This window comes from Methylomarinum sp. Ch1-1 (assembly GCF_030717995.2).
Taxonomy (GTDB): domain Bacteria; phylum Pseudomonadota; class Gammaproteobacteria; order Methylococcales; family Methylomonadaceae; genus Methylomarinum; species Methylomarinum roseum.
The window spans coordinates 2567160-2593847 of the sequence record NZ_CP157743.1 but is presented as its reverse complement, the minus strand read 5'-3'; the positions used below and the strand labels follow the sequence as shown (position 1 = coordinate 2593847).

Annotated in this window: 20 protein-coding genes; 9 read left to right on the top strand and 11 right to left on the bottom strand. The window is 51.5% G+C overall.

The genetic code is table 11. The annotated features are described in order from the left end of the window. The first annotated feature begins 323 nt into the window (after positions 1–323). The 4 genes from cysD (at position 324) to queG (ending at position 4851) form a co-directional block, all read left to right on the top strand. Positions 324–1232 (top strand): sulfate adenylyltransferase subunit CysD, encoded by a 909-nt coding sequence (gene cysD, locus Q9L42_RS11995; RefSeq protein ID WP_305908164.1) that lies wholly within the window; start codon positions 324–326, stop codon positions 1230–1232. Between the two features lie 32 nt (positions 1233–1264). Beyond that, a complete protein-coding gene (locus Q9L42_RS11990; protein ID WP_305908165.1) occupies positions 1265–1606 on the top strand; it encodes a four helix bundle protein in 342 nt (113 codons plus the stop codon). 43 nt (positions 1607–1649) lie between these two features. Then, entirely contained in the window at positions 1650–3281 is a 1632-nt protein-coding gene (gene cysN, locus Q9L42_RS11985; protein WP_305908166.1) for a sulfate adenylyltransferase subunit CysN, read from the top strand. A gap of 499 nt (positions 3282–3780) precedes the next feature. After that, positions 3781–4851: a tRNA epoxyqueuosine(34) reductase QueG gene (gene queG / locus Q9L42_RS11980; RefSeq protein WP_305908167.1), complete on the top strand. Its 1071-nt coding sequence runs from the start codon at positions 3781–3783 to the stop codon at positions 4849–4851. Between the two features lie 43 nt (positions 4852–4894). Here queG and Q9L42_RS11975 read toward each other — a convergent pair whose 3' ends face one another. Beyond that, positions 4895–6217 carry a DUF3754 domain-containing protein gene (locus Q9L42_RS11975; RefSeq protein ID WP_349431124.1) on the bottom strand — a complete coding sequence of 441 codons (1323 nt, stop codon included), beginning with the start codon at positions 6215–6217 and terminating at the stop codon, positions 4895–4897. A gap of 552 nt (positions 6218–6769) precedes the next feature. Here Q9L42_RS11975 and Q9L42_RS11970 point away from each other — a divergent pair. Further along, the gene (locus Q9L42_RS11970; RefSeq protein ID WP_305908170.1) at positions 6770–7810 is read left to right on the top strand and encodes a threonine aldolase family protein; all 1041 of its coding nucleotides are present in this window, start codon (positions 6770–6772) and stop codon (positions 7808–7810) included. A gap of 57 nt (positions 7811–7867) precedes the next feature. Here Q9L42_RS11970 and Q9L42_RS11965 read toward each other — a convergent pair whose 3' ends face one another. The 3 genes from Q9L42_RS11965 to Q9L42_RS11955 form a co-directional block, all read right to left on the bottom strand. Next, positions 7868–8788 carry a hypothetical protein gene (locus tag Q9L42_RS11965; protein WP_349431123.1) on the bottom strand — a complete coding sequence of 307 codons (921 nt, stop codon included), beginning with the start codon at positions 8786–8788 and terminating at the stop codon, positions 7868–7870. A 218-nt stretch (positions 8789–9006) separates the two neighbouring features. After that, positions 9007–9198 (bottom strand): hypothetical protein, encoded by a 192-nt coding sequence (locus Q9L42_RS11960; protein ID WP_305908172.1) that lies wholly within the window; start codon positions 9196–9198, stop codon positions 9007–9009. A gap of 5 nt (positions 9199–9203) precedes the next feature. Then, positions 9204–11492, bottom strand: coding sequence for a DNA translocase FtsK (locus tag Q9L42_RS11955; RefSeq protein ID WP_349431122.1), 2289 nt, complete (start codon positions 11490–11492; stop codon positions 9204–9206). Between the two features lie 1666 nt (positions 11493–13158). Here Q9L42_RS11955 and trxB point away from each other — a divergent pair. From trxB to efpL, 4 genes are all read left to right on the top strand, one after another. Continuing rightward, positions 13159–14115 (top strand): thioredoxin-disulfide reductase, encoded by a 957-nt coding sequence (trxB, locus tag Q9L42_RS11950; RefSeq protein WP_305908174.1) that lies wholly within the window; start codon positions 13159–13161, stop codon positions 14113–14115. A gap of 55 nt (positions 14116–14170) precedes the next feature. Then, entirely contained in the window at positions 14171–14866 is a 696-nt protein-coding gene (gene aat / locus Q9L42_RS11945) for a leucyl/phenylalanyl-tRNA--protein transferase (protein ID WP_305908175.1), read from the top strand. Then, positions 14863–15567 carry an arginyltransferase gene (locus Q9L42_RS11940; protein WP_305908176.1) on the top strand — a complete coding sequence of 235 codons (705 nt, stop codon included), beginning with the start codon at positions 14863–14865 and terminating at the stop codon, positions 15565–15567. The genes aat and Q9L42_RS11940 overlap by 4 nt, the downstream gene beginning before the upstream one ends. Before the next feature lie 61 nt (positions 15568–15628). Next, a complete protein-coding gene (gene efpL, locus Q9L42_RS11935; protein WP_305908177.1) occupies positions 15629–16195 on the top strand; it encodes an elongation factor P-like protein EfpL in 567 nt (188 codons plus the stop codon). A 97-nt stretch (positions 16196–16292) separates the two neighbouring features. On the opposite strand, the gene Q9L42_RS11930 is transcribed toward efpL, so the two are convergent. The 7 genes from Q9L42_RS11930 to serS form a co-directional block, all read right to left on the bottom strand. Further along, positions 16293–16640: a hypothetical protein gene (locus Q9L42_RS11930; protein WP_349431121.1), complete on the bottom strand. Its 348-nt coding sequence runs from the start codon at positions 16638–16640 to the stop codon at positions 16293–16295. 438 nt (positions 16641–17078) lie between these two features. Then, positions 17079–17780 carry a transposase gene (locus Q9L42_RS11925; protein WP_349431120.1) on the bottom strand — a complete coding sequence of 234 codons (702 nt, stop codon included), beginning with the start codon at positions 17778–17780 and terminating at the stop codon, positions 17079–17081. A 52-nt stretch (positions 17781–17832) separates the two neighbouring features. Then, entirely contained in the window at positions 17833–18612 is a 780-nt protein-coding gene (locus Q9L42_RS11920; protein WP_349431119.1) for an alpha/beta hydrolase, read from the bottom strand. A 96-nt stretch (positions 18613–18708) separates the two neighbouring features. Then, entirely contained in the window at positions 18709–19773 is a 1065-nt protein-coding gene (locus tag Q9L42_RS11915) for a response regulator (protein ID WP_305908182.1), read from the bottom strand. A 30-nt stretch (positions 19774–19803) separates the two neighbouring features. Then, positions 19804–23901 carry a PAS domain-containing hybrid sensor histidine kinase/response regulator gene (locus Q9L42_RS11910; protein ID WP_349431118.1) on the bottom strand — a complete coding sequence of 1366 codons (4098 nt, stop codon included), beginning with the start codon at positions 23899–23901 and terminating at the stop codon, positions 19804–19806. Between the two features lie 738 nt (positions 23902–24639). Further along, complete coding sequence (locus tag Q9L42_RS11905) at positions 24640–25032, bottom strand: hypothetical protein (protein WP_305908185.1); 393 nt, start codon at positions 25030–25032, stop codon at positions 24640–24642. Between the two features lie 358 nt (positions 25033–25390). After that, a complete protein-coding gene (serS, locus tag Q9L42_RS11900) occupies positions 25391–26665 on the bottom strand; it encodes a serine--tRNA ligase (protein ID WP_305908186.1) in 1275 nt (424 codons plus the stop codon). Between the last annotated feature and the right edge of the window lie 23 nt (positions 26666–26688).

Below are 26688 nucleotides of genomic sequence, written 5' to 3'. Positions count from 1 at the left end.
AGTGCAAGTGCCGCGTGAGATAGGACATCGCTAGCGGCCGCCGCACAGGGAAGTGCAAGTGCCGCGTGAGGCAGGATGCCGTTAGCTGCCATGGAAGTATTCACCCAGCACCTAAATACCATAGACTATTGGCAATGATTTATAATCTTCGTTTATTTAGGTGCTGGGTGAACGCGTCCCGAGAAATCAATGGCCTACTCCCTAAACCCTGAAAGATACTGAATAGTTACGTCATTAATTGCGTAAGCTTCTGGCTTTCAAGCCCTATACGCTTTAAAATAAGGAGTTTTTTGTTAAATGCTGGCAGTGGACTGGATACATTAATGACTGATTATAAACTAACTCACCTGAAACAACTTGAAGCTGAAAGTATTCATATAATTCGTGAAGTGGCGGCGGAATTCGAAAAGCCGGTGATGTTGTATTCTATCGGCAAGGATTCCGCGGTGATGCTGCATTTGGCAATGAAGGCCTTTCACCCGGGCAAACCTCCTTTTCCCTTATTGCATGTCGACACCACATGGAAATTCAAGGAAATGATCCAATTCCGCGATCAACTGGTGAAAGACCTAGGTCTCGAGCTGTTGGTTCATATCAACCAGGAAGGCGTCGAACAAGGCATAGGCCCATTCACTCACGGCAGTAAAAAACATACCGACGTGATGAAGACCGAGTCTTTGAAGCAAGCGCTGAACAAATACCAATTCGACGCGGCCTTCGGCGGCGCAAGACGCGACGAGGAGAAATCGCGGGCCAAGGAGCGGGTCTATTCATTTCGCGATAAAAACCATGGTTGGGATCCGAAAAATCAGCGCCCGGAACTCTGGAACATTTATAACGGCAGAATCGACAAAGGCGAAAGCATACGCGTATTCCCGTTATCCAACTGGACCGAATTGGATGTCTGGCAATATATTCATCTGGAAAACATCCCTATCGTACCGCTGTATTTCGCCAAGAAACGTCCAGTCGTCGAAAAAGACGGCATGTTGATCATGGTCGATGACGACCGCATGCCGATCGGTCCAGACGATAAGATAGAAATGAAAATGGTGCGTTTTCGCACCCTCGGCTGCTACCCACTGACCGGAGCGGTGGAATCGACCGCCACGACACTGCCGGAAATCATTCAGGAAATGCTGTTAACCACGACCTCCGAACGCCAGGGCCGCCTGATCGACTTTGACCAAGCCGGCTCGATGGAACAAAAGAAACGGGAAGGATACTTTTAATACGAAAGCCAAAAGACGCAAGACAAAAGCACATGCGCTTCGAGGACCTAGAAGTCTGGAAACGATCTTCAAGGCTTTGCGTTGAAATCTTTAAAGAGTTTAGCAACTTAAAAGATTATGGCTTTAAAGATCAAATAACCCGTAGCAGCTTATCCATTCCTTGCAACATTGCCGAAGGTTTTGAACGGGAAACGGATAAAGACGGTAACAAATTCTTTTATTACGCAAAAGGCTCATGTGGCGAATTACGAACACAGATTTATATAGGCATTGAAATTGGTTACATCGAAAAAGAAAAAGGTTTGCATTGGAAAAATGAAGCGGAACAGCTTTCAAAAATGCTATCTGCACTCATAAAATCCAGAAGCCTTTGACTTTAGTCTTTCGTCCTTTGCCTAATTTTTCAGGAAAAATTCCATGTCCCATCAATCAGATTTAATCAGTACCGATATTAACGCCTATCTGGCTCAACACGAACGCAAGGAACTGCTGCGTTTTTTAACCTGCGGCAACGTCGACGACGGTAAAAGCACCCTGATCGGTCGCCTACTCCATGATTCCAAGATGATTTATGAAGACCAGTTGGCGGCGGTACAGGCGGATAGCGTCAAATCCGGCACCACCGGCGCCGGCAACGTTGATCTGGCGTTGCTGGTGGACGGCCTGCAAGCGGAGCGCGAGCAAGGCATCACCATCGACGTGGCCTATCGCTATTTTTCCACGTCGACCCGTAAATTCATCATCGCCGATACGCCTGGACACGAACAGTACACCCGCAACATGGCGACCGGCGCCTCCACCTGCGATCTGGCGGTCATCTTGATCGACGCCCGTTTCGGTGTGCAAACCCAAACCAAACGCCACAGCTTCATCGCCTCGTTGCTGGGCATCAAGCATATTATCGTCGCGATCAACAAAATGGATCTGGTTGAATACAACGAAGAAACGTTCAACGAGATTAGAGACGATTATCTCGCCTTCACGAAAACGCTGAATTTACAAGACGTTCACTTCATCCCCCTTTCGGCGCTAGACGGCGATAACGTCGTCAATCCCAGTCCGAACATGCCTTGGTTCTCCGGCAAGCCATTGATGGAATTGCTGAACTCCATCGAAATCGCCAGCGACCATAATTTCCGCGACGCTCGTTTTCCGGTGCAATACGTGAACCGTCCAAACCTCGATTTCCGCGGGTTCTGCGGCACCATCGCCTCCGGCGTATTTCATAAAGGCGACTCGATCACAGCCTTGCCGTCCGGCAAACATAGCCGCATTAAATCCATCGTCACCTATGAAGGCGAACTGGAAGAGGCTTTTGCAAGCATGGCGGTCACATTGACGCTGGAAGATGAAATCGATATCAGCCGCGGCGATACGATCGTCGGCAGCAGTTCGTCCATGCCGATAGTGGCCGACAAATTCAAGGCCAACATCGTCTGGATGACCGAAAAAGCCATGATACCGGGCCGTCAATACACGATCAAACTGGCTACCCGCAGCGTCTCCGGCTCCGTGTCGACGATCCATCACCGCATCGATGTCAACACACTGGAACACCATGACGCCGATGAATTGCAACTAAATGAAATAGCCTCATGCACCGTTTCGGTCAATGCGCCGGCCGTTTTCGACCCCTATACACAAAGCAAAGGCACCGGCGCCTTCATCATCATAGATCGCCTGACCAACGTCACCGTCGGCGCCGGCATGATCAGCGGCACGTCCGATAGCGCCGATCTGCCGCCAGTGACGGCTGAAGATCGCGCCGCACGTTTCGGCCAAAAACCAGCGATCATCACATTGACCGGAAGCGAAAGCGCCGAACGCGCCTATCAGCTGGAACGAAAACTGTTCGACACCGGACACGCCACCACGGTCCTGGAAAATCAAGAGCAAAACCTCACGGTGCTGCTGCCGGTCATCAAACATGCCGGACTGATCAGCATCTGCGTCGATTGCGCCGGCGATGTCGCCGATTTGTCGTTTGACACCGACCAACAGGACATGGACGCCATCTACAATGCGCTGAAAGGCAGCGATACGATTTGATCTTAGAATGGATGCCTAGCGCAATGTTTTATCACTAGTACATAGTCAATATTATTCTGTCGGCAATTGTGAATGTAGGTACAGATTTAGCCACGCAATGCGAGTAAATGTTCGAACCTACCGCAACAATTCCCATATAGAGTTCGAAAAGGGCATGGGGTGTGTTTGGCGAGGATGTCGGCAGCAAGGATGCTGCCGTCAAGCCCACAGGGATGGGTTTACCCAGCACCTAAATTCCATGGCTACAGGACTATATTTTACATTCCAGGATAATTTAGGTGCTGGGTGAACGGCGCTCCTCGACAGACACACCCCATGCCCTAAACACCGCAAAAATGCTCAAACCGGGAATAATTGGCACCTGCCGAGTACCCGTCATATATAAAATGACTGAGTACTAGTGCGGCAGGCCCAAGTTGCCTAAATTGAAAAAGGTGCAAGGCGCAATTGTTAGCGCGCCTTGCACATTTCCCTATCGTAAAGACGCTCCCGCCTTGCAATGGCCCAAACAAAATCCCCCGACTTTATTCGATTAAGCCAACAAATCAAGACCTGGGGCATAGCGCTCGGCTTCCAACAAATCGGCATCAGCGATACACAACTCTCGGAAGCCGAACAACATCTGCATCACTGGCTGGCTAAGGGCTATCACGGTGAAATGGACTATATGGACCGGCACGGTCTGAAGCGCAGTCGCCCCGCCCTGTTGCAGGAAGGCACGGTCAGCATCATTTCGGCGCGCATGGATTACATGCCGGAATCTCAAACGCTGACCGAACAGACTTTAAGCGAACCGACAGCCGCCTTCGTTTCTCGCTACGCGCTGGGCCGAGACTACCACAAGCTGATGCGCAACCGCTTGCAGAAATTGGCCAACAAAATTACCGAGGAAATCGGCCCTTTCGGTTATCGGGCATTCGTCGACAGCGCGCCGGTACTGGAAAAAGCGATCGCCGAAAAAGCCGGTTTGGGCTGGATCGGCAAACACTCGAACCTGATCAATCGCAAAGCCGGTTCCTGGTTCTTTCTCGGTGAAATTTACACCGACCTGCCCCTGCCCAGCGACAGCAAAGCGGCGGCGCATTGCGGCAGTTGCCGCGCCTGCCTGGACATCTGCCCGACCCAAGCCATCGTCGCTCCCTATCAAGTCGACGCGAGACGTTGCATTTCCTATTTAACCATCGAACTGCACGGCTCGATCCCGGAACCGTTAAGACCGCTGCTCGGCAACCGCATTTACGGCTGCGACGACTGTCAATTGATTTGTCCTTGGAACCGCTTTGCCAAACTCAGCCGAGAAAACGATTTCACGCCCCGCCACAACTTGAATAACGCAGAGCTGGTTGAATTATTCAATTGGGAGGAACAGGAATTTCTGCAAAAGACCGAAGGCTCGGCGATCAGGCGCATCGGCCATCAGCGCTGGCTGAGGAATATCGCCGTCGCGCTGGGCAACGGCAAAGCCAGCGAATCGGCGATCGACGCCTTGTCAAAACGACAGAATCATTCTTCCGAATTGGTCAGAGAACATGTGCAGTGGGCATTGTTCAATTTGGCCAACGCCAAATAAATCCATCCCTGGATTTAATCAGCGCCTCCCTAAGAGGGATAATTCAAACTGGCATCGATAGCGAAGCTTCCGCGGATGTATCCCCAAATGAAAACAGGTCGTCCCATTCCCGGTCCAGGCGAGCCAAAGCGCTTACCAATGGACAAGCTTTTATCAAATTATCGTCGCTTTCTTCTATCAAACCCGACTCGCGAAGCTTACGGACCCCGTCGCTCAATTCGAAATCGACTTGGACGCCATAAGATTCTTGCAAATATTTCTCCACCTTCTGATCCAACTGCTTCTGAGAACACAACTCCTGTCGCTGCGCTAAAAGGAAACCGTAAACCAGGAGCGCCTCCTTGCACTCCTCTTCTTCCGCCATTTCGATCAGGTTGGAGAGCACGCCCAGATTATTGTCGAGATTATGAAAATAAAGACTGCTGGCAAGCGTCGCAAAATAGCGGTTTCGACTGGAAAGGACCTTGCTGGCCTCCCGCCAGATAATGCCTATGAAACCGGCAAACGCCAGCATGATGGTCGCGGGATGAGCCGCCCTGGCAATTTTCGACACAGCCGCCATGACGCCGCCAATAATGCCGCCACTACCGCTGACTCCCATGGTGACTTTATCGAAGCGCTGCATTTCCACTCGCGTATTCGGGAACAACATCTCCAAATCGGATTTTGGAATATCTTTAAATAGTTTTAGATAAATAAACGAACTGTCACCCCCTTGAGCCATCTTATATTGAAAAAGATGATGCCATTTTTCTGTCAAATAGGCTTTCGGATCTACGAAGAATGACGTTTTGCTTGACTGACTGCACGACGATTTCAGCTTGAGCACCATGAACAATCTTCGATAAATTGGAATTTCGACCGCTTCTGTTCGCAAAAAAAACGTTCGCCAGGATCGTTTATGCTCGATTTGATTAGACATCCCTCGGTAATAAATAAGAATTTCGTCGAAATCGTCGAAATCGACCGAGACATCAAGCCCATAGGGTGAAATTTCAGCTAACGCACGATTCAACTCATCTTGCGTAATCAAGCTGTAATTGGCTTTATTGATAATTGTTTGAATGTCTTCAATCAAATTTGCTCTTCGCTTCATCAACTCGGCATTTGAATAGCGCCGAAGTGGCAAAGTCGTACGATCCGGGCTAAACGGCAAGTAGTTTTCTTTTAAGTTTTGCAATGCGGCAAAGAACTTAGCGTGATAAAGAGCCACAAATATCTTGCAAAACCGTTTAAAAAGCAATTGATCTTCAGAAGATAAATCAAGATCAACCATTAAATTAGTGACGATATCGTTTAACCTAATTGGAATAAAACGCTCATCACTCTCTTCTTTATACACTTGACTTCTCGCTTTCTCTATCATTCCCCCTCCCGAAAAAACCAAAGCGCACAACCCCCGCGGCGCTGCTAGTAGACAGAGTGTGCTGACGATAGGAAGCGCACCGGTTTTTGAGGCGCTTCACGCAGTTCAGCACACCCGAAGGCAAGACGGTGCTTTGCGCAGGAGCACCGCCCTCGGCGCGAAAAGCAAGTAGTCCGCACGTCGCTATGCGAAATGCAGGTCAACGAGGCCCTGAACGATTCAACCGCGCCCAAAGCAAGTTGAACGTTTGGGGCGGGTTAAATAACCCGCCCCGCCCAGAGCACACTTCTTCCAGAGCGACCTGATACCGTCTTAGCCCTTTGGAATAGATGATTCTTTTATCCCGAACTGAGGTTATAAGATACGGAAAAACTCCCGGCCTTTTCGGATTCTAACAGAATAAATGTAGAGCACAGCAACAATAAATAGCCTCGCGGCCATTTTAAAGATACCCGTTTCCACCGAAACATAAACGTTTTTCTTTGAATTTAAAAACCTGCGATGAGAAACTAAGCGTATCGGCTTATGATTCCAGCAAAGGAGATCCGATTGATGGCGCAACGACATTTTATCAGCGACAACGCCTCGGGCATCCACCCGCAGGTCTTGCAAGCCATCGCCGCGGCCAATACCGGTCATCAACCCGCTTATGGCCAGGACGACATGACTATCCGAGCGGAAGACCTGTTCAGGCGTCATTTCGGCGCGGACACGATCTGTTTTTTCACTCTGACCGGCACCGCCGCCAACATCATCGCCTTACAAAGCGTCGTCCACTCGTTCGAAGCCATCATTTGCGCCGATTGCGCCCATCTGCATCGTGATGAATGCGGAGCGCCGGAAAAATTCATGGGCTGCAAGCTATTGACGGCAGCGACGGACAACGGAAAAATCACCCCGGCGACGATAACCCCCCTGTTGCGTGACACCCACATCATTCATCGAGCGCAACCTAAAGTCGTCTCGCTCGCCCAATGCACCGAATGGGGCACAGTGTACACGCCCGAAGAATTGAAAACATTATCGGATTTTTGCCATGAGCACCGCTTGCTGCTGCATATGGACGGCGCACGTTTATCCAATGCGGCGGCGGCGCTCGAACTGTCGCTAAAAGAAATCACCACGGACTGCGGCGTCGATATGCTATCTTTCGGAGGCTCCAAAAATGGTCTAATGAACGCCGAGGCCGTGTTATTTTTTGACCCGGAACTGGCGACTCATACTGCCTTTTACCGCAAACAAGCAATGCAGCTCGCCGCCAAAATGCGCTTTATCGCGGCTCAATTCGTCGCCCTGCTCGATGGCGATTTGTGGCGGGACAATGCCGCCCACGCCAATCAAATGGCGCGACTACTGGCTAAAGAAATCGGCAATGATGTCGAGATTGTGATGCCGGTGACAACGAATGCGATCTTTGCCCGTATTCCAGCTGACTGCGTCGAACCGTTGCAACAGCACTATCAATTTTCCCTCTGGAACAGCCATGAGTCGATCGTGCGCTGGATGACGTCCTTCGATACCAGCGAACATGATGTCCGGACTTTTGCCGAAAGCATCCGGGAACAGATGAATTCGTTAACTGCTAGCCATTGATTTTGCAAGCCGCATTGCCGCCGGCGATCCGGTATGACCTGAACTGTCCGATCCGGCTTAAGCAATAAAGCGTCTGATAGACTGATACAGAAACGCAACGATTCGGCGACTCGAACTAGACATCGTTTGAGTCGACCAGTGCTCCGGCCAATTTTCTTGGGTCCAGGCATAAAGCTGAGATGTTTTTCGTTTCAATAAATCCCGCCCTTGTCGAAAAAAGACGGCGCCGGCGTCTTTAACAGTCGCCCAAATCCGCCTATAAGAGTTTGGAAACCACATCTGAAACAGACTCAGCCAAATCTGAAAGTTCAACGACATTCCCATCAAAGCGCCGCTCAGCACTAGCAAATAAGCAAAACTCGCTATTTCTCGCGTCAAATACCAGGCCAAAATATCGACCAGCATGCTCAAAAACGGAATGCCGATGGTCAATCTCTTTATCCATACCGGAATATCGCACAAAATGAATAACTTGCCGACAAAAAACAGGATGAAGGCGATACCGAATAGATGAATATGCGACACCCTGACCAGCGAAGGAATCGACGCGCCGCGGTCGGCCTCGGTCAATTTAACGACCTCCTGATAACGAGTCAGCGGCGGCACGTTCATGCCACTCGCGGGAGAATGACAACCGAGACAATCGCGCTGCAAAATTGGCGCGATCCGAGTTTGATAAATTTCCCGCTTCGCCCCCGAGTCTATCCAGCTCAGGATGGCCTCCCCATCCTCGGGACTTCTAAGATTCCCCGCCATCGGTCCTTTGATAGCCGCCGCCAAGCGAGTTTGATCGGGGCTCCCGTGGTAAGCGATGGCAACATCGTCAATCGACAGCCCAGGCTGACCGTCGCGCCCTTGATGAGTGAAATAAATCTGTTCCAGTGAAAAAAAGTAGCCCAGCGCGATGCTCAACAGAAAAAAACTACTCAGGATTCGCTCGGAAACTGAAATATCGCTAAATCGTTGACAGGCTTGCATGATACCCCCCCCAAAAGTTACCGGTACCGCTTGATATCATGCAAAAAACACACCTCTTGAGATTTTGGCTAATTTACCGGCATTGCGCGGCCATCAGAGCACATCGAGACGACAATTTGAACCAAATTGGTGAATTCACGCACCAACATTTAACATATTGAATATTTCGAACAGGACCTTACCATCAAGGCCTTGGCTGTTCGAATCAGACATTTTTGCTAACTAAACTTATCCAGCAAAAAATAGCCTAAGGCAAACAGCGCAACCTGAAGAAACACCAGCAGCCAGAAATACAATACGAACAGCATTACCTTAACCGGTTTTTCAACCGGCTTGCGGGCGCTGATGAACCAGCCGCCTCCGGCGGCCAGCAGCATCATGCCCAGCAAAGCGGCGACATATTCATTCATGACGATCAATCCTTAGGCGGCGGTGGCGCCAACACTTCACGACTGCCGTTTCCTTCCGGCGAACTGACCACTCCGGCCGCCTCCATGTCTTCAATCATTCTGGCGGCACGATTATAACCGACCTTGAATCGCCGCTGTACGCTGGAAATAGAAGCCTTGCGAGACTCGGTGACGAACTGCACGGCCTCGTCATACAAGTTGTCCATTTCCGCTGCCGCACCTTCGCCAGACGCGATATCGCCGGTGTCGGTGCGCTCCTGAGTGATTTCCTCCAAATAATCAACCGGGCCGGTTTTCTTCAAGAATTCCACGACCCGATGAACTTCGTTGTCGTCGACAAATGCGCCATGAGCCCGGAGTGGAATACTGGTGCCGGAAGGCAGGAACAACATGTCGCCATTGCCTAACAATGCTTCCGCCCCCCCCTGATCCAATACCGTTCTGGAATCGATGCGCGAAGACACCTGAAATGAAATACGAGTCGGAATATTCGCCTTGATCAGGCCGGTCAACACGTCGACCGAAGGCCTTTGCGTGGCCAGCACCAAATGAATGCCGGCGGCGCGAGCCTTTTGCGCCAATCGCGCGATCAACTCTTCCACTTTTTTGCCGACGATCATCATCATATCGGCCAGCTCGTCGATGACGATGACGATGCTGGGCAAGGCCGTCAATACCGGAAATTCCTCGCCTTCTTCCAGCGGCCTATCCAATTGAAACAGCGGATCACGTATCGGCTCGCCTCTTTTCTCGGCATCCTTAATCAACTGATTGAAACCGGCCAGATTCCTTACGCCGACCTTGGACATCAGTTTGTAACGACGTTCCATTTCGGCAACGGCCCAGCGCAAGGCGTTCTGCGCGTCTTTCATATCGGTGACTACCGGCGTCAACAGATGAGGAATACCTTCATAGACCGATAGCTCCAACATTTTCGGATCGATCATGATCAGGCGCACATCCTCAGGTCGGGATTTATACAGCAAGCTCAGGATCATCGTGTTGATGGCAACCGACTTACCGGAACCGGTCGTCCCCGCGACCAGGGCATGAGGCATCTTAGCCAAGTCCGACACCACCGGCGAGCCGGCGATATCCTTACCCATCGCAAAGGTCAGCTTCGATTTAGCCTTTTCAAAATTACGCGAGGCCAGCAAGTCTCGGAGGGCGACCATTTCCCTCTCCTGGTTGGGGATCTCCAAACCGATCACGCTCTTGCCTTCAATCACTTCGACGATACGCACGCTGGTGACGGAAAGTCCGCGCGCCAAATCTTTCGCCAGACCGCTGATGCGACTGACTTTCACGCCGGCCGCCAGTTGCAGTTCAAAGCGAGTGATCACCGGCCCCGGATGCACAGCCACCACCTCGACGGCGATATTGTAATCCTGCAACAGATCCTCGACATGCCTGGACATGTCCTCCAGGTCGGCTGGCGAATAGCCTTCGACCTTGATCTCGCGTTTTTCCAACAACGACAGCGGCGGCAAGGCCCCTATCAATGATTTATCGTCGAACAGATCGATTTGGGATTCTTTTTTCTCCCGATCGCTGCTCATGACACTCTTAATCACCGGCGCGATTTTAACTTTCGCCTTATTCGGTTCTTTAGCCTCCTTCGCCACCTTCGGCTCTTTCCGTTTCTTAATCACCGGCTTAGGTTGGCTGCCCTTGTTTGTCTGATAACCTCTTAGCTGTTCAGTGACTTTGCGGTACAGCAAGGTACACGCCAACAAGGAATATTTGCCGACAAAGTCCATCAGAGCGAACCAAGACAGGCCGGTAAACAAAGTGATGCCGGCCAGAAAAATGGCTAGCAACAACAAGGTTGCGCCGGAATCCCCCAAAATAATCACCAACGCGTCGCCGATTTCCTGTCCCAAGACGCCGCCGGTGCTCCCGGGCAATTCCAACTGAATTCTTAACAGGTGCAGATAAAATAACGCCGCGCCTGAAGCCATCGTGGCCAAAAAACCGCTCCAGCGAACGGCAAGAACAAATTTACTGCCTTTCAACTTAGCCTTGGTGTAGACCAGATAGCCATGCCACAAGATCATGACCGGAAATAAATAGGCCATCAGACCAAAGAAGCTGAGAACGAAATCGGACAACCAAGCGCCGACCACCCCACAGGCATTGCTGATGGTTTGCATGGAGCCGCTGTGGCTCCAACCCGCATCCTCAAGGTCAAAAGTGATCAAGGCGATGAAAAAAAACAGCGCACAGCTTAAAAAGGCCAAAAACGCAGCCTCGCGCAAACCTCGCACGGTCTTTTCTTCTATAACAGCAACCATATTAATTATTCATTCGAACAAAGTTTAGATAAAACATCATTATAGATGATTAAGCATATATTTCACCTTAAATGCGAATTAAGTAGCCGTTAAGGGATGCAATAGCGATCCCTGAACATACCACGCCATAGCCTGTAAGTGTCACATATATTTGGAGATCTAAATGTGCGTAAGGTGTGTCTGGCGAGGATGTCGGCCCCAAGGATGCGGCCGTCAAGCCCCTAGGGATGGGTTTACCCAGCACCTAAATTCCATGGCTACCGGACGATATTTTACATTCCAGGATAATTTAGGTGCTGGGTGAACGGCGCTCCTCGACAGACACCCCATGTGCTTAATTCAGCTAAAATGCTCAAACCGGGAATTGTTACATTATTGCAGCAACTTGACCAACGACTATCCACCTCGAAGCCAGGGCTCCTCATTAAAAAATACCTGAACCAACACATTGGTTAATATCGCTTCATCCCTCTGGGCGGGGCGGGTAATTTAACCCGCCCTCGGGCCGAATGGCTCTTTTCGCGCCGAGGGCGGCGCTCCTACGCAAAGCACCGTCTTGCCTTCGGATGTGCTGAACAGCGTGAAGCGCATCAAAAACGGTGCGCTTCCTCCCGTCAGCACACCCTAGCGCATCGTAGGGCGGCTTCGCGAAGCAAGCCGCCAAAAACCGCCGCCGGGGCAAAATTGGCCGTTGTGTGTATCCAGGCGGATTGCCTGGCGGCGAATCCACCCGGTTGCGATGACCCTCGTTCCCACGCTCCTGCGTGGGAATGCATACCGGGCTTAAGGTGGCAAAGTATGGGTTCCCACGGAGGACCGTGGGAACCAGGAACGGTTGCATGCCAATGTAGCCTTGCCTTCGGCTGTGTCGAACAGCGTGAAGCGCATCGAAACAAGGTGCGCTTGCTATCGTCAGCGCAGCGGATCCGCCAACGTAGGGCGGCTTCGCGAAGCAAGCCGCCAAAACCCCGCACCGGAGGCAAAATTAGCCGTTGACCCTCGTTCCCACGCTCCTGCGTGGGAATGCATACCAGGCTTAAGGTGGCACAAAGTATGGGTTCCCACGGAGGACCGTGGGAACCAGGAACGGTTGCATGCCAATGTAGCCTTGCCTTCGGCTGTGTCGAACAGCGTGAAGCGCATCGAAACAAGGTGCGCTTGCTATCGTCAGCGCAGCGGATCCGCCAACGTAGGGCGGCTTCGCGAAGCAAGCCGCCAAAACCCCGAACCGGAGGCAAAATTAGCCGTTGACCCTCGTTCCCACGCTCCTGCGTGGGAATGCATACCAGGCTTAAGGTGGCACAAAGTATGGGTTCCCACGGAGGACCGTGGGAACCAGGAACTGGTGCGCTTCCTATCGTCAGCACACCCTACCCGCACCGGTAGGGCGGATCAAGCGCAGCGGATCCGCCAACGTAGGGCGGCTTCGCGAAGCAAGCCGCCAAAAACCTGCGCGCGGGGCGGGTTATTTAACACACCCTAAACGTTTAACTTACTTTAGGCGTATTTGTTGTTAATTTTCTGTTTTGCCACTCATTCATTTAATGAGGTAGCCCTGACCTCGAAGCGATTTCTTTTCATGCCAAATTCGAGAAACGGTTTTATCGGGATACAATTATTCGTATAATTGACGGATTTTCTTAACCCGCTTATGGAGACGCAGTCAATGGCCGATGCAAAACATTGCAAACTTTTAATCCTCGGTTCCGGTCCGGCCGGTTACACAGCGGCTGTTTATGCCGCCAGAGCGAATCTCGAACCGGTCATCATCACCGGCATGCAGCAAGGCGGGCAATTGACCACCACCACCGATGTCGATAACTGGCCCGGCGATGTAGAGGGCCTGCAAGGCCCGGACCTGATGGAGAGAATGCACAAACATGCGGAGCGTTTCGATACTGAAATGATTTTCGATCATATTCATACGGCGGACCTATCCTCGCGACCGTTCACCCTGACCGGCGACTCCGGAAGCTATACCTGCGATGCATTGATCATCGCCACCGGCGCCTCGGCCAAATACCTGGGCCTGCCTTCCGAAGAAGCATTCAAAGGGAAAGGGGTATCAGCCTGCGCCACCTGTGACGGCTTCTTCTATCGCGACAAGCCGGTCGCGGTGATCGGCGGCGGCAATACCGCCGTTGAAGAAGCACTCTATTTGTCCAATATCGCTTCCGAAGTCACCATCGTGCATCGTCGCGACAAGTTCCGTTCGGAAAAGATCCTGTCCGACAAACTGCTGGAAAAGGCCAAAAACGGCAATATCACAATCGAATGGAATCATACCCTCGATGAGGTACTGGGCGATGACATGGGCGTGACCGGCATCCGCATCAAAAGCACCGTCGATGAGTCCACTAAAGAGATAGACGTACACGGCGTATTCATCGCCATCGGCCACAGCCCCAACACCGACATCTTCAAAGGCCAATTGGAGATGGAAAACGGCTATATCGTTGTCAACAGCGGCATCAAAGGCAATGCCACGGCCACCAGCGTACCCGGCGTATTCGCCGCCGGCGATGTCATGGATGCCCATTACAAACAGGCCGTAACATCTGCTGGAGCCGGCTGTATGGCGGCGCTGGATGCGGAAAAATTCATCGACGAACAGGAAGGCTAATTTCGTTGAACCAAGGGACGGCTCAATCACGGCGGTCCCTACCCTCCTTATCCTTATGAAACTGACTGTGCTTGATCCGTTTAGCCCGGATCAACCCTTTCCGGACCCAGAAAACGCCTTGCAGGAACCGGATGGTCTGCTCGCCATTGGCGGCTGTTTAAGTCCTGAACGCATCATTAACGCCTATCGTCACGGCATCTTTCCCTGGTACGGCCCCGACGAACCCATATTATGGTGGTCGCCGAACCCGAGACTGGTGTTGTTTCCGGAACAATTAAAAATATCCCGCAGCCTGAGAAAAACCATCCGCAAAGAGGTTTTCCAACTCAGTTATGATCAGGCCTTCGCCGAAGTAATCGAGGCCTGCGCTGCGCCCCGTCAAAAACAGGACGGCACTTGGATTACCGAGGAAATGAACGAAGCTTACACTCAGCTGCACCGCCAAGGCATCGCCCATTCTGTCGAGGCTTGGCATGACGGCAATCTGGTTGGCGGACTCTATGGCCTGGCGATTGGCCAAGTGTTCTTCGGCGAATCGATGTTTCATCGAAAAACCGACGCGTCCAAAGTCGTCTTCGCTTACCTGGTCAAACACCTGATCGATTGGCGTTATCAATTGATCGATTGTCAGGTGCACAGCCCGCACTTGGCCAGCCTGGGCGCGGTAGAGATTGAACGGCGAGATTTTATTGGCCGCCTACGAACACTCTGTAATCAGGCGCCTGGTAAACAAGCCTGGCAAAGCTTATGATCTCCATTCCGTTAATCATTACCGAACCGCACGAATGCAGCTATCTGCCAGATCAATCGGCGCAAAACGCCTTTGTCCACCCGTCATTTCCGATGACGGGACAAATTTATTCGCGCCTGATTGAACAAGGCTTTCGGCGCAGCGGCAATGAAGTTTACTCACCGCAATGCCCAGATTGTCAGCAGTGCATCTCAGTCAGAGTCCCGGTCCGCCAGTTTAAGCCGGACCGCCGGCAAAGACGTTGCTGGAAGAAAAATCAGGCGACGACAGTCGCTATCAAACCGGCCGTTTTCGATCAACGCCATTACGAACTTTATCTGCGCTATCAGCAACATCGTCATGCCGACAGCAGCATGGCCAATTCCAGCCCCGAGGAATACATCGATTTTCTCGCCAGTCGTTGGTGCAATACGCTGTTTGCCGAATGTCTCATCGACGACAGGTTAGCCGCCGTCGCGATCGTTGATTTGTTGGACAACGCCCTGTCGGCGGTCTATACCTTTTTCGATCCGCAGTTAGCATCCTACAGCCTGGGAACCTTTGCGGTGCTATGGCAAATCGAACACGCCAAACAACTGGAACTGGATTATCTCTATCTCGGTTACTGGATAAAACGGTGCGGTAAAATGAGTTATAAAGACCAGTATCGGCCGCTCTATGGCTATATCGAGCGACAATGGCGGCCCATCGCCGCATCATGAGACGAGTCTGCCGACGGTTCCCATACCCTTTTTCAACCAGGTCACTTAAGAGGACAGTACATTGCCAAAAGCTAGCGAACTAAAGCAAAGCTCTGCCGTTGAAATCAACGGCGAACCCTATGCCGTTAAAACGATAGAAGTCAGAAATCCAACCTCACGGGGCGCATCGACGTTGTATAAAATCCGATTTGCCCACATGAAAACCAAGCAAAAATTGGATGAAACCTTCAAGGGAGACGATTTTCTCAAAGAAGCGGACTGCTCCCGGGTAATGGTGCAATATTCCTATCAGGACGGGGATGAGTATCATTTCATGAATCAAGAAACCTATGACCAATACAGCCTCAATGCCGCCGAATTGGAAGGCCAGCTAGACTATTTAACCGAAGGACTGGAAGGCATTATCATGCTGCTGCTAGACGATGCCGCCTTGGGCATTGAACTGCCAACGACGATCACGATGGAAGTTGTGGAAACGCCGCCGGCGATGAAAGGCGCCAGCGCCACCAACCGCACCAAACCTGCCAAGCTAACGACTGGCCTGGAAATTCAGGTCCCTGAATACATAGAAACCGGAGAAGTAATCAAGATCAATAGCGATACCGGCAAGTTCATGTCCAGGGCTTGAACCAGATCACCTGTTCATGGCGGATCACGCCGTCATGAACAGGCCGTTACACAACCCTATCGACCCCACCCTCGTCGCCCAAACCGGAAGCCCGCTGTCAGGAAGATAGCGTCTGATTATCGTCGACCGGCAGCAACTGCAGGCTACAGCGTAGTTCGTTTGCATATTTAAAACCCACCGCACTGAACAATTTTTTGTCGATCTTAGCTAAATTGAGCGCCGTCATCATAGCCGCCTTCTGAAAGGGTGAGCTCTTGCGGGCCAATATCGACAATAAGAAAATTGCTTGTTCCTCGCTGATTTCTTGTTCATCGATCATGTCCTGCGCCATCGCAGTAATCTTCAAATAAGCCTTAATTCTTTTTTTTCGGCTCAAGAAACCGATTGAAGGAATACTGCTATGCAGCTTATCATAAGCCTGTAAGGATATATCCGCCTCGTCCATTTTTACTCCTGCTTGTCAGCTGTGGCCAGCCAAGACACTAAATTAACAACATATACCGGACGATTAAAGACAGCCCCGAGTAATGACAGGGCGATTTAGCTGCGAAACCTCCACCCTGCTCGCAGATTACACAACAGATGACATACCCCGTCAACCACCGGCTAAAACGGCATAGGCGGATGAAGGCGAAATAAAAAAGTCAAGATCAATATTTCTAGCGTATCTCAGCCTTCGAGAGCATCGTAAATGAAAGTCGGTTTGACATAGAGCCGATTAATGCATACCTTTTGCCTATGAATTTTGATAAGTCAACGATAGTCTCACAACACGAATAACAAAAAATCAGGTCATTTAGCGAAGTGTCCCAAAAGGGTCAGACTCGATTGGATTTTTTTTAAAAGCAAAAGAAAAGCAAAAGAAAAGAGCAAAAGAAAAGGGTCAGACTCGATTGGATTTTTTTTGCCTCTTTCCCCCTCTTGGCTTCGGTGACGCTTGCCGTTTTGTTAATCGCTTTATTTCGTCCCTAAAGCGATCGTTACCCAAAACCCAAGCCTTGTTCGTAGCTTCTCGTATAGTATCGATCTCCTTGGAAGAGAGATGCTGATCAAACAATGCGCGATAATTTCTACATCGCTCTTTGTCATCCCCCCCTAAAGATCGATAGAGGCAGTGATTCGTTAACAGCGGATCATCATCATTCAGCGCATTGCCTCGATAACTGGACCACCGATAATCTTCTGGTGATTTCACCATGCCTGCACGAACCGGATTCAATTCTATATAGCGACTACAGACCAAAAAATATTGATCGCTATTCAACAGCGTCGCCTTATAACGTCCTTCCCACAATGTGCCTGTGCGTTGATATCGCCGATTAAAATATTGTACATAATATCGCCCCACCGATTGCATGACCTTGCTGATGCCATTTCCAACGTAGGGCGTAATCAACAAATGCACATGATTAGTCATCAACACATAGGCATGTATATCACAATGATGCTTCTCACAGGCTTCTGTCAACTTGCTCAAATAATATTGATAGTCTTCTTCGACTACAAAGATAATATGACGATTATTGCCACGTTGAATGACATGTTGGGGTTGTCCGGGTAATACGAAACGGGGAAGTCTAGACATGGCTTTTACCTGATGAATAGAAATGAATCGAGTCTGACCCTTTTGGGAGAGATTAATCGATGAATTGCATCGCTTCGCGCCACCACGGACGCCAGGGCTCCAGAGGGAGGTTGTTATGACTGGCGCTTTCGAAACGCCAGAGCCTTTTTTGCGCAGGTAAGTTATCGAATAAAGACAGGGTCCGCCGATTCGGTATTATCTCGTCCTGTCCTGCCATCAGCACCGCGATATTGCCTGGAAAATCGCGCAATTTGGCCACATTGTCGAATTTATCCAGCAGCAGCCAGCGCGCGAAGAAAAACCAATAATGATGCTGCGCGACTTTAGCCATCGCATCGAATGGCGTGATTAATAACACCCCCTGTACAGGGACTTGATGCGAAGCGACTATGCCGGCCACGACGCCGGTGCCCAACGATTCGCCGCATAGGAACAGAGGCTCTTGAAACGCCTGCTTTACCTTTTTGGCGATAGTTATGCCGTCGTCGATCAGCACCGTTTCGGATGGCGACCCGGTGCGCGCACCATAGCCTGGATATTCGGCAATAATCGCTCGATATCCCAATCGACACAATGCCTCGACATAATAAGTTCGGTGCAGTGCGGCGCCTGCATTGCCGTGAAAAACCAATACCGTGCCTTTCACATCAGTCATCGGCGTTTTGTTGATCATGCCAAGAGGTTCGGTCGCCGACGGCCAAGGCCGTATTGGCAAACCTGCGATCAAGCGATGTTGCTGTTGCCGGCTGAAACGGGACGGAAAATACATCATTTTTCGTTGCAACAAAAACACCGCCAACAAAATCAATAAATATGTCAGCAGAAAAGTCATGACGCGAATCACCATAATGACGAATGGCGGCTTGCCGGCCTAACACCATTCGTAATTTCAGGAACAATACCCCAGCCTCAGTATAGAGGGAATAATTTAATGGGCGGCGGCCTCCTCCATCATAGCGGTAGATTCGGCGTATTGCTCCTTAATTTTCAATATCTCCGGCATGACTTCGTGAAACATCGGCACTAGCTCCGGATCGAAATGAGAACCGGCGTTTTGATCGATCACTTGTACCGCATCCTCAACGCTCCATGCCTTCTTGTAGGGACGTTCATTGGTTAGCGCGTCGAACACATCGGCAATCGCGACGATGCGTCCGGAAAGCGGGATATCTTCCCCCTTGAGGCCGAATGGATAGCCGGAGCCATCCCATTTTTCATGGTGACTCAGGGCAATTTCCCGGGACATCTTCAGTAATTCGGAGCGATCATCGCCTATAATCGAAGCGCCGATCTCCGGGTGACGGTGCATCATGCCCCATTCCTTTTCATCCAGTTTACCCGGTTTTCTCAGCACATTATCCGGTATGCCTATCTTGCCGATATCATGCATCGGCGAAGCATTGAAAACCAAATCCGACCAACTATCGCCATGCTCGACGACTTCGGCAATCAGCCGGGAATAATGCCCCATCCTTATCACATGCAGGCCTGTTTCATTGTCCTTGAACTCGGCGGCCCGTCCCAGACGGCGTATAATTTCCAGACGGGTCTGGCGCAGTTCTTCGGTGCGCTCGCGCACCATCTTATCCAGCGTTCGGTTCTGATCATAGAGCGCTAGATGGGTGTGAACGCGCGCCCGCACAATGGCCGGACTGATCGGCTTGGTAATATAATCAACCGCGCCCAACTCCAAACCCTTGGTCTCATCTTCCTCATGATTCTTGGCGGTGATAAAGATGACGGGGATTCCGGCAGTGGCCGGATTGGCCTTCAGACGACGACAAACCTCATAGCCATCCATACCCGACATCATAATATCCAACAAGATCATGTCCGGTTTAGGATCGGCGCCAGCAATCTGCAACGCGCGTTCACCATTGATGGCCGCCTTGACCTTGTATTCTGGTCTGAGCACACTGCTGAGCACATCGATGTTTTCCGCACCATCATCGACTAACAGAACGGTTTGTTTATCTTGATGGGTTCCGATCATAATTAACTCCAAATTTTAGATTCAAATTAATCAATCCTTTTGCCTCTCGTTGAGCAAAGTTACCAGATGATTCAGTTCCTTGATCGCCAGTTCAAAATCATAGCCACCGACAGCTTGTGAAAGCCGCTGTAACGATCTCTCGTAAGCCATCATTCCAGGCATCGCTTCTAGTTCCTCGATCACTGTCGACGCTTCAACGTCATCTTCTTCCAGCAACGTTTTTAATCGACTAGCAAGTGGCTGGACACGCTTTATATCGAACTCGCCTTTCTGCTCCTCGATCTTTCCTCGCCGCAGATGACTCAACCCCAACAGCACCGGAGACAATTCGGCCATGACATCGGCTAAACAGCGATCGATTTCCTCACCCTGTATGTGTTCTTTACAAGCAAACTCCAGAGCCTCGGCCGCCTGCCGCACGCCGGTCGCGCCAATGTTGCCGGCGACACCTTTTAAGCTATGCGCGCAACGGACAGCGGCCTGCGCGTCAGACGACGCACAAGCGGCTCGAAACTGCGCCTCGAAATCATGTTGATTGTCGCGGAATCGCCCCAGCAGCTTGCGATAAAGCTCTGACTTATATTGACAAACGGCCATCCCCGCGTTCACATCGATGCCGGGGAGCTCCGGGAAACTTGCCACCTCGGTTTTTTCCATTTCCGCAACAGGATTATCTTCGGCGACTGGCTGCGCTGGCTTGATCCACTTGGCCATCGTGTGGAACATTTCATAAACATTGATCGGTTTGGAAATATGGTCATTCATTCCCGCCTCTATCACCTTTTCCCGATCGCCGGCCATGGCGTTGGCCGTCATCGCCAAGATCGGCAAATCCTTGAAGCGCTGCTGCCGGCGCAGCCGACGGGTGGCCGTATAGCCGTCCATCACCGGCATTTGACAGTCCATCAAAACCCCGTCAAACGGCTGCTGTTGCAACATATCCAACGCCTGTTGACCGTCACCGGCTAATTCGACATGCATTCCATGACTGCTCAGCAATTCCAGCGCCAATTCCTGATTGCTCTCATTATCTTCGACCAACAGCACCTTGGCGCCGCGCAGTTTGGCGATCTCGGCCGCCGCCTCGGCCTTGCGGCCATGGCGGCGAGATTCGACGTCCACCTCCCGCCCCATCGCCAATAAAATAGTTTCCAGCAATGTCGAAGACGTCGCCGGCTTATGCAAGAAACCGTCAATCTTAACGTCATCGGCCGCATAATACGCTTCTTGCTTGCCATAGGCGGTCACCAGCACGATCACCGGCCATGGCGAGATTGCTTGAACTGTCTGGATGCTTCGAATCGTTTCGATGCCATCCATTTCCGGCATTTTCCAATCCATCAACACCAGCTGATAGGGATCACCGGCGGCGTCGCCTTCAGCCAGCTTCACCATCGCTAGCCGGCCGTTTGCGGCCTGTTCGACCCGCAAGCCGAACCTGCTCAACATCGCGGTAAAAATTTCCCTGGCCGAGTCGCTGTCATCGACCACCAATACCCGCAGACCGGTTAAACCATTGCTGCTCAGACGACGCTTAACGGGGACCCGCTTTTGTTTGTCCAAACAGACGGTAAAATGAAAAACACTGCCAACGCCCAAGTCACTGTCGACCCAGATTTCACCCTGCATCATTTCCGTCAGTCGCTTCGAAATCGCCAACCCCAGACCCGTCCCGCCGAACTTGCGCGTCGTGGAGCTATCCGCCTGAGAGAAGGATTCAAATAACTTCAGTTGTTGTTCGGCGCTCAAACCAACCCCGGTATCGCGCACCGAGAAATGCAATTTAACCCGTTGCCCATCCTCATCAACGACTCTGGCGGCAATCACGATCTCGCCCTGCTCAGTGAACTTGACCGCATTGTTGCCTAGGTTGGTCAATATTTGCCCCAGGCGCAGCGGATCGCCGACCAAGGCGGTAGGCAGTTTCTCCGACAAATCGAACATCAATTCCAAGCCCTTCTCTTCGGCCTTGAGCCCGACCAGGTTGGCCAAGTTATCGAACACATCCTCGAGACGAAACTCGATATGCTCCATATCGAGTTTGCCCGCTTCGATCTTGGAGAAATCGAGTATGTCATTGATGATGCCCAGCAGAGCCTCGGCCGAACGATGGACCTTATCGATATAATTGCGCTGTTTACGGTCGAGTTGGGTTTGCAGCGCCAGATGCGACATGCCGATAATCGCATTCATCGGTGTGCGGATCTCATGAGACATATTGGCGAGAAAATCCGATTTGGCCCTGGTCGCCTCTTCGGCGGCCTCTTTCGCCCTAGCCAATTCCTTTTGTATGGTTTTTAAATTGCTGATGTCGATAAACCAGCACAAGGCGCCGCGGCAACCCTGATAATCGATGCCGTAAAAGGTCAGCAACATATCGCGGATATTGCCGTCCGCCGCATACATCCGAGTCTCGTAATTTTTGACGATGCCATCGCGTTGAATGGCTTCGATCAGCTCAACGCGGTCATCGTCGTTAACATACAGCCGCCTATCGTCACCACCCTGCGTTAGCCCCAACATCTTGGTGATGCGCGGATTGACAAAGCGCATCAGGCCATCGACGCTGATCGCGACACCGACCGGACTGGTATCGAGTATCGTCTGCAACTGCTCTCTTTCGGCGCTCAGGGCCTGATCCATCAGTTTACGTTCGGTAATATCGCTGTGGGCGCCGGCCAGACGGACCACGTCACCTTCTGCGTTCTTGATGCTGGCCCCGCGGCCGAGTATCCAAACCCAATGTCCATCCTTATGCTGCAAGCGATATTCCATTTCGAAACTGTCCACCTCGCCCTTGACGCAAGGCATCTTGGTTTCCAGCACCCGCTCCTGATCATCGGGGTGGACGCGCTTCAGCCACTCGTCAAAACGATGGGAAAATTCTTCCGAACCATAGCCCAACATCTCCTTATAACGCGGCGAAAAGTAGATCTGATTGGCCTCGATATCCCAATCCCAGATGCCGTCGTTGGCGCCGCGCAGCACCAGCGCATAACGCTCTTCACTGGCCCTTAACGCATCCTCGACGCGCTTGCGGTCGCTGATATCGATCACCGTGCCGACCAGGCTTTCCGCACCGCCGTCCTCGGTATAGATCGCCTGACCTTGTTCATAAACGGCATGCACATTGGCATCGCAATCGATCAACCGGTATTCCACCGTATAGGGTCGATGCGCCGTTACCGCCGCCTCGATCACTTCCTCGACATGATTGACGTCTTCGGGATGGATCACGCTGGCAAAGCTCCTCACCCCATTGGCGATGAAATCGCTGGGCGGATACCCGACGAGGCGTTGAATCTCGTCACTGATGAAGATCATCGTCCAGTCTTTATCCATCTTGCATTGATAAACGGTGCCGGGTATGGTCTCGACCAAGGTTCGGAACTGCAATTCATTTCTAGCCTGCTCCTCCTCGGCGGCCTTGCGTTCGCTGATGTCGCGTATCGAGCTTGCGACCAACAAGCCGTCTTCGGCGTCTATAGGACTTAAACTGACCTCGATCGGAAATTCACGTCCGGACTTGCTGAGAGCGACGAGACTCTGTCCCTTTCTCGACCCCATAGGCCTCGAGACCGGTTGTTGCATATATTGCTGTCGATGCCCTATATGCATCGCCCGGAAGCGTTCCGGAATCAAGCATTCGACGCGATTCCCGATCAGCTCGTCTCGCGTGTATTCGAACAAGGCCTCGGTGCGCTGATTCACCCTGACGATCACCCCTTGCTGATCGACGATGACGATCGGGTCCGGCGTCGATTCCAACACCTTGCGCAACTGCTCGGTACGACCGGCGACCAGACGCTTGAGTTGTCGATTGACGATGAACAGGAAAATAATCAGCAGCAAGACCGTGACGGCGACCAGTGCGGCCCATTTAAGCCAGTCGGGAACATGGTCTTCCAGAAAACCCCTGTAATCGATGCCTTGCAAATCAACGTCGGCATCGACCAGGTTTTGGTCGCGATAAATCTCGGCGATGCGGGTAAATCGTCCAGGATGGAAGTCGGTAAACTCATACTGGCAGAGCCATGACAACGCCAATGTCATATTGTCGGCCGCTTGCGCCTCCGGCAACAACCCCAGCATAAGCGCTAAAAAAGCGCCATTTTTCATTGTTCGCATAAAGTCAGATCCATATTTCAGCTACACCGTCTGTATATCGCAACTATAATCATGATCATTGCATCGTAAAATTTGCGGCTTTAGGTCGGCGAATTTCATGGCGACATAACGAGGTTAAATACAAAACAATCTATGCCTTCAAATGGATTCTAACGGAGTGACTGTAATCTAACTCCTACACTAAGCCGCTATTTTTTCCCGTCTTCTGCCAAAATTAACTCGGTCGACGTAACTACTCCCCTCATTCGATCGGCATCTTTGGTGGATGCGCTTTTCAGGCTTATCCACCCTACATGCCCTGGCGCGTTCGATTAGTGGGGCGAGCAGCTATCGGCCGACTTAACCATCTTGATTACGTATAACTCTCAGCCAAATCCTGTAGACCTGGATAGCCGTCATGTCGGCAGGGATTGCCAACATCCAGTTTACAGGGATGTAAGTATTCAATTCATACATCCAGCTATGTCATCCTTGTCACCCGGAACCCGGAACAAATCCGTCTGGAACGGATTTGCATTGACCCGAAGGGCATTGGGCAGGATAGCCCAATGTGAATCCACGCCGGGGTGACGCCTTGAATATTGGCTGAAGCTAGCCAAACAAAAATCGTTTTCAAATTGCATTGTTTATACGCCAACCTTTTGCATTTATCAAGACGCACGCGAGCCGGCTCAACGCCGCGATTATCTATGGGAACAGTCGTTCTTGAACTCTCGCCTACACTGTCTGGCACAATCATCAGCTAACGGCATAATTAACAATATCGAAACCCACCCACAGGAATCCGATAGTGGCAACGGTAAAACTGAGCGCCGTATATATTTTCCAGCCGGTTTTATCCCAGAACTGCGGATCGAAGGCGGCAATCACGAAAATAGTGGGATTGGCGATCGCTCCGATCACGACCAGCCAGCAAGCCGTGACCGCCAGCGGCACCTTGATCGCATAAAACCCCAGACAAAACAGCGCCATCAACACATAATCAATGTGCGCTCGAATCAAGGTGTTGTAATCCTTTAAAAATGCGCCATCGATCCCTTCGATCGGAAACCAGCGGGCGAAAGTCATCAACCAGGCCGAGACCAAGGCAGCGACAATCAAAATAACCGCGCCAATCAATAATATTTCCATGCATTTTCCTCAGATATAAACAATCAATCACTTAGATGAATGATTATAGTCGACTAGCTGGATTTTGCTCGGGAATCAGTTTGAATCGTTCAGGACGAAGTTACAAACCCCGTCCTGCTCATAGTGTAGGTCACGTTGCCCGTTCCCTTGCGCAATGACATTTCAACCCTGCCGAACAAACCAAACGCAAGGGGGCGGGTTACGTGACAATCACCAGCAACATAGTTCCCACGCGGGGCGGGTTATTTAACCCGCTCCCAACGTTCAACTTGTTTTGGGCTCGGTTAAATCGTTCAGGACGAGGTTAAAAAACCTCGTCCTACTCAGGCGGCAACGCATTGCCGCTGGCCTGACACCGTTATTTGAGCACTTCCTTGCCGCCCAGATACGGACGCAACGCTTCCGGCACCGTGACGCTGCCGTCTTCGTTCTGATAGTTTTCCAGCACTGCGATCAGGGTTCTGCCGGCGGCCAGGCCGGAGCCGTTCAGCGTGTGCACCAACTCCGGCTTGCCGGTTTCCGGGTTGCGCCAACGCGCCTGCAATCTGCGCGCCTGAAAATCCCTGAAGTTGCTGCACGATGAGATTTCCCGGTATTTCTGCTGGCCGGGCAACCAAACTTCCAGGTCATAGGTTTTTGACGAAGAAAAGCCGGTGTCGCCGGAACACAGCAACACCTTGCGGTACGGCAGTTTCAATTTCTTCAGGATGTTTTCGGCATGATGGGTCAATTCCTCATGCGCCTTAGGCGAATCTTCGGCCTTGACGATCTGCACCAGCTCGACCTTTTCGAACTGATGCTGGCGGATCATGCCGCGCACATCGCTGCCGTAGGCGCCGGCCTCGCTGCGGAAACACGGGGTATGACTGACGAATTTCAACGGCATGTCCTTGGCGTCTACGATCATGTCGCGGACGATATTGGTCACCGGCACTTCGGCAGTCGGAATCAGGTAAAACGTCGGATCGTTGTTGACCTTGAACAGGTCTTCCTCGAATTTCGGCAGCTGTCCGGTGCCCCGCAGGCTGTCCGCATTGGCCATGAACGGCACATAGGTTTCGTCATAACCGTGCTCGTTGATATGCGTATCCAGCATCAACTGGATAATCGCCCGCTGCAGACTGGCCAGCTGGCCTTTCAGCACGACGAAGCGGGCGCTGGCGATCTTGGCGCCGAGCTCGAAATCCATGCCTTTCAGCCCTTCGCCGAGTTCGACGTGATCTTTCGGCTCGAAGGCGAATTCCGGCGCATCGCCCCAACGGCTGATTTCGACATTGTCCTCGTCGCTTTTGCCGGCCGGCACGGCGTCATCGAGAAAGTTCGGAATGCCTTCCAGGATCGTCGTCATTTGCGCCTGGATTTCCGCCAATTCGCCTTCCGCGGCCTTCAGTTCGTCGCCCAGATGCTGCACCTGATCCAACAACGGCTGGATGTCTTCCCCTTTGGCCTTGGCCTGACCGATCGATTTCGAGCGAGTGTTGCGCTCGTTCTGCAACTCCTGAGTTCTGACCTGGATCTCTTTGCGCCGGCCTTCCAGCGCCTCATAGGCGGCCGCATCAAAGTCAAAAGCGCGTCTGGCCAATTGCTGTTTGACTAATTCGATATCGGTTCTGAATAATCGGGGGTCTAACATTTTGTATAGTTACCTGGTTATAA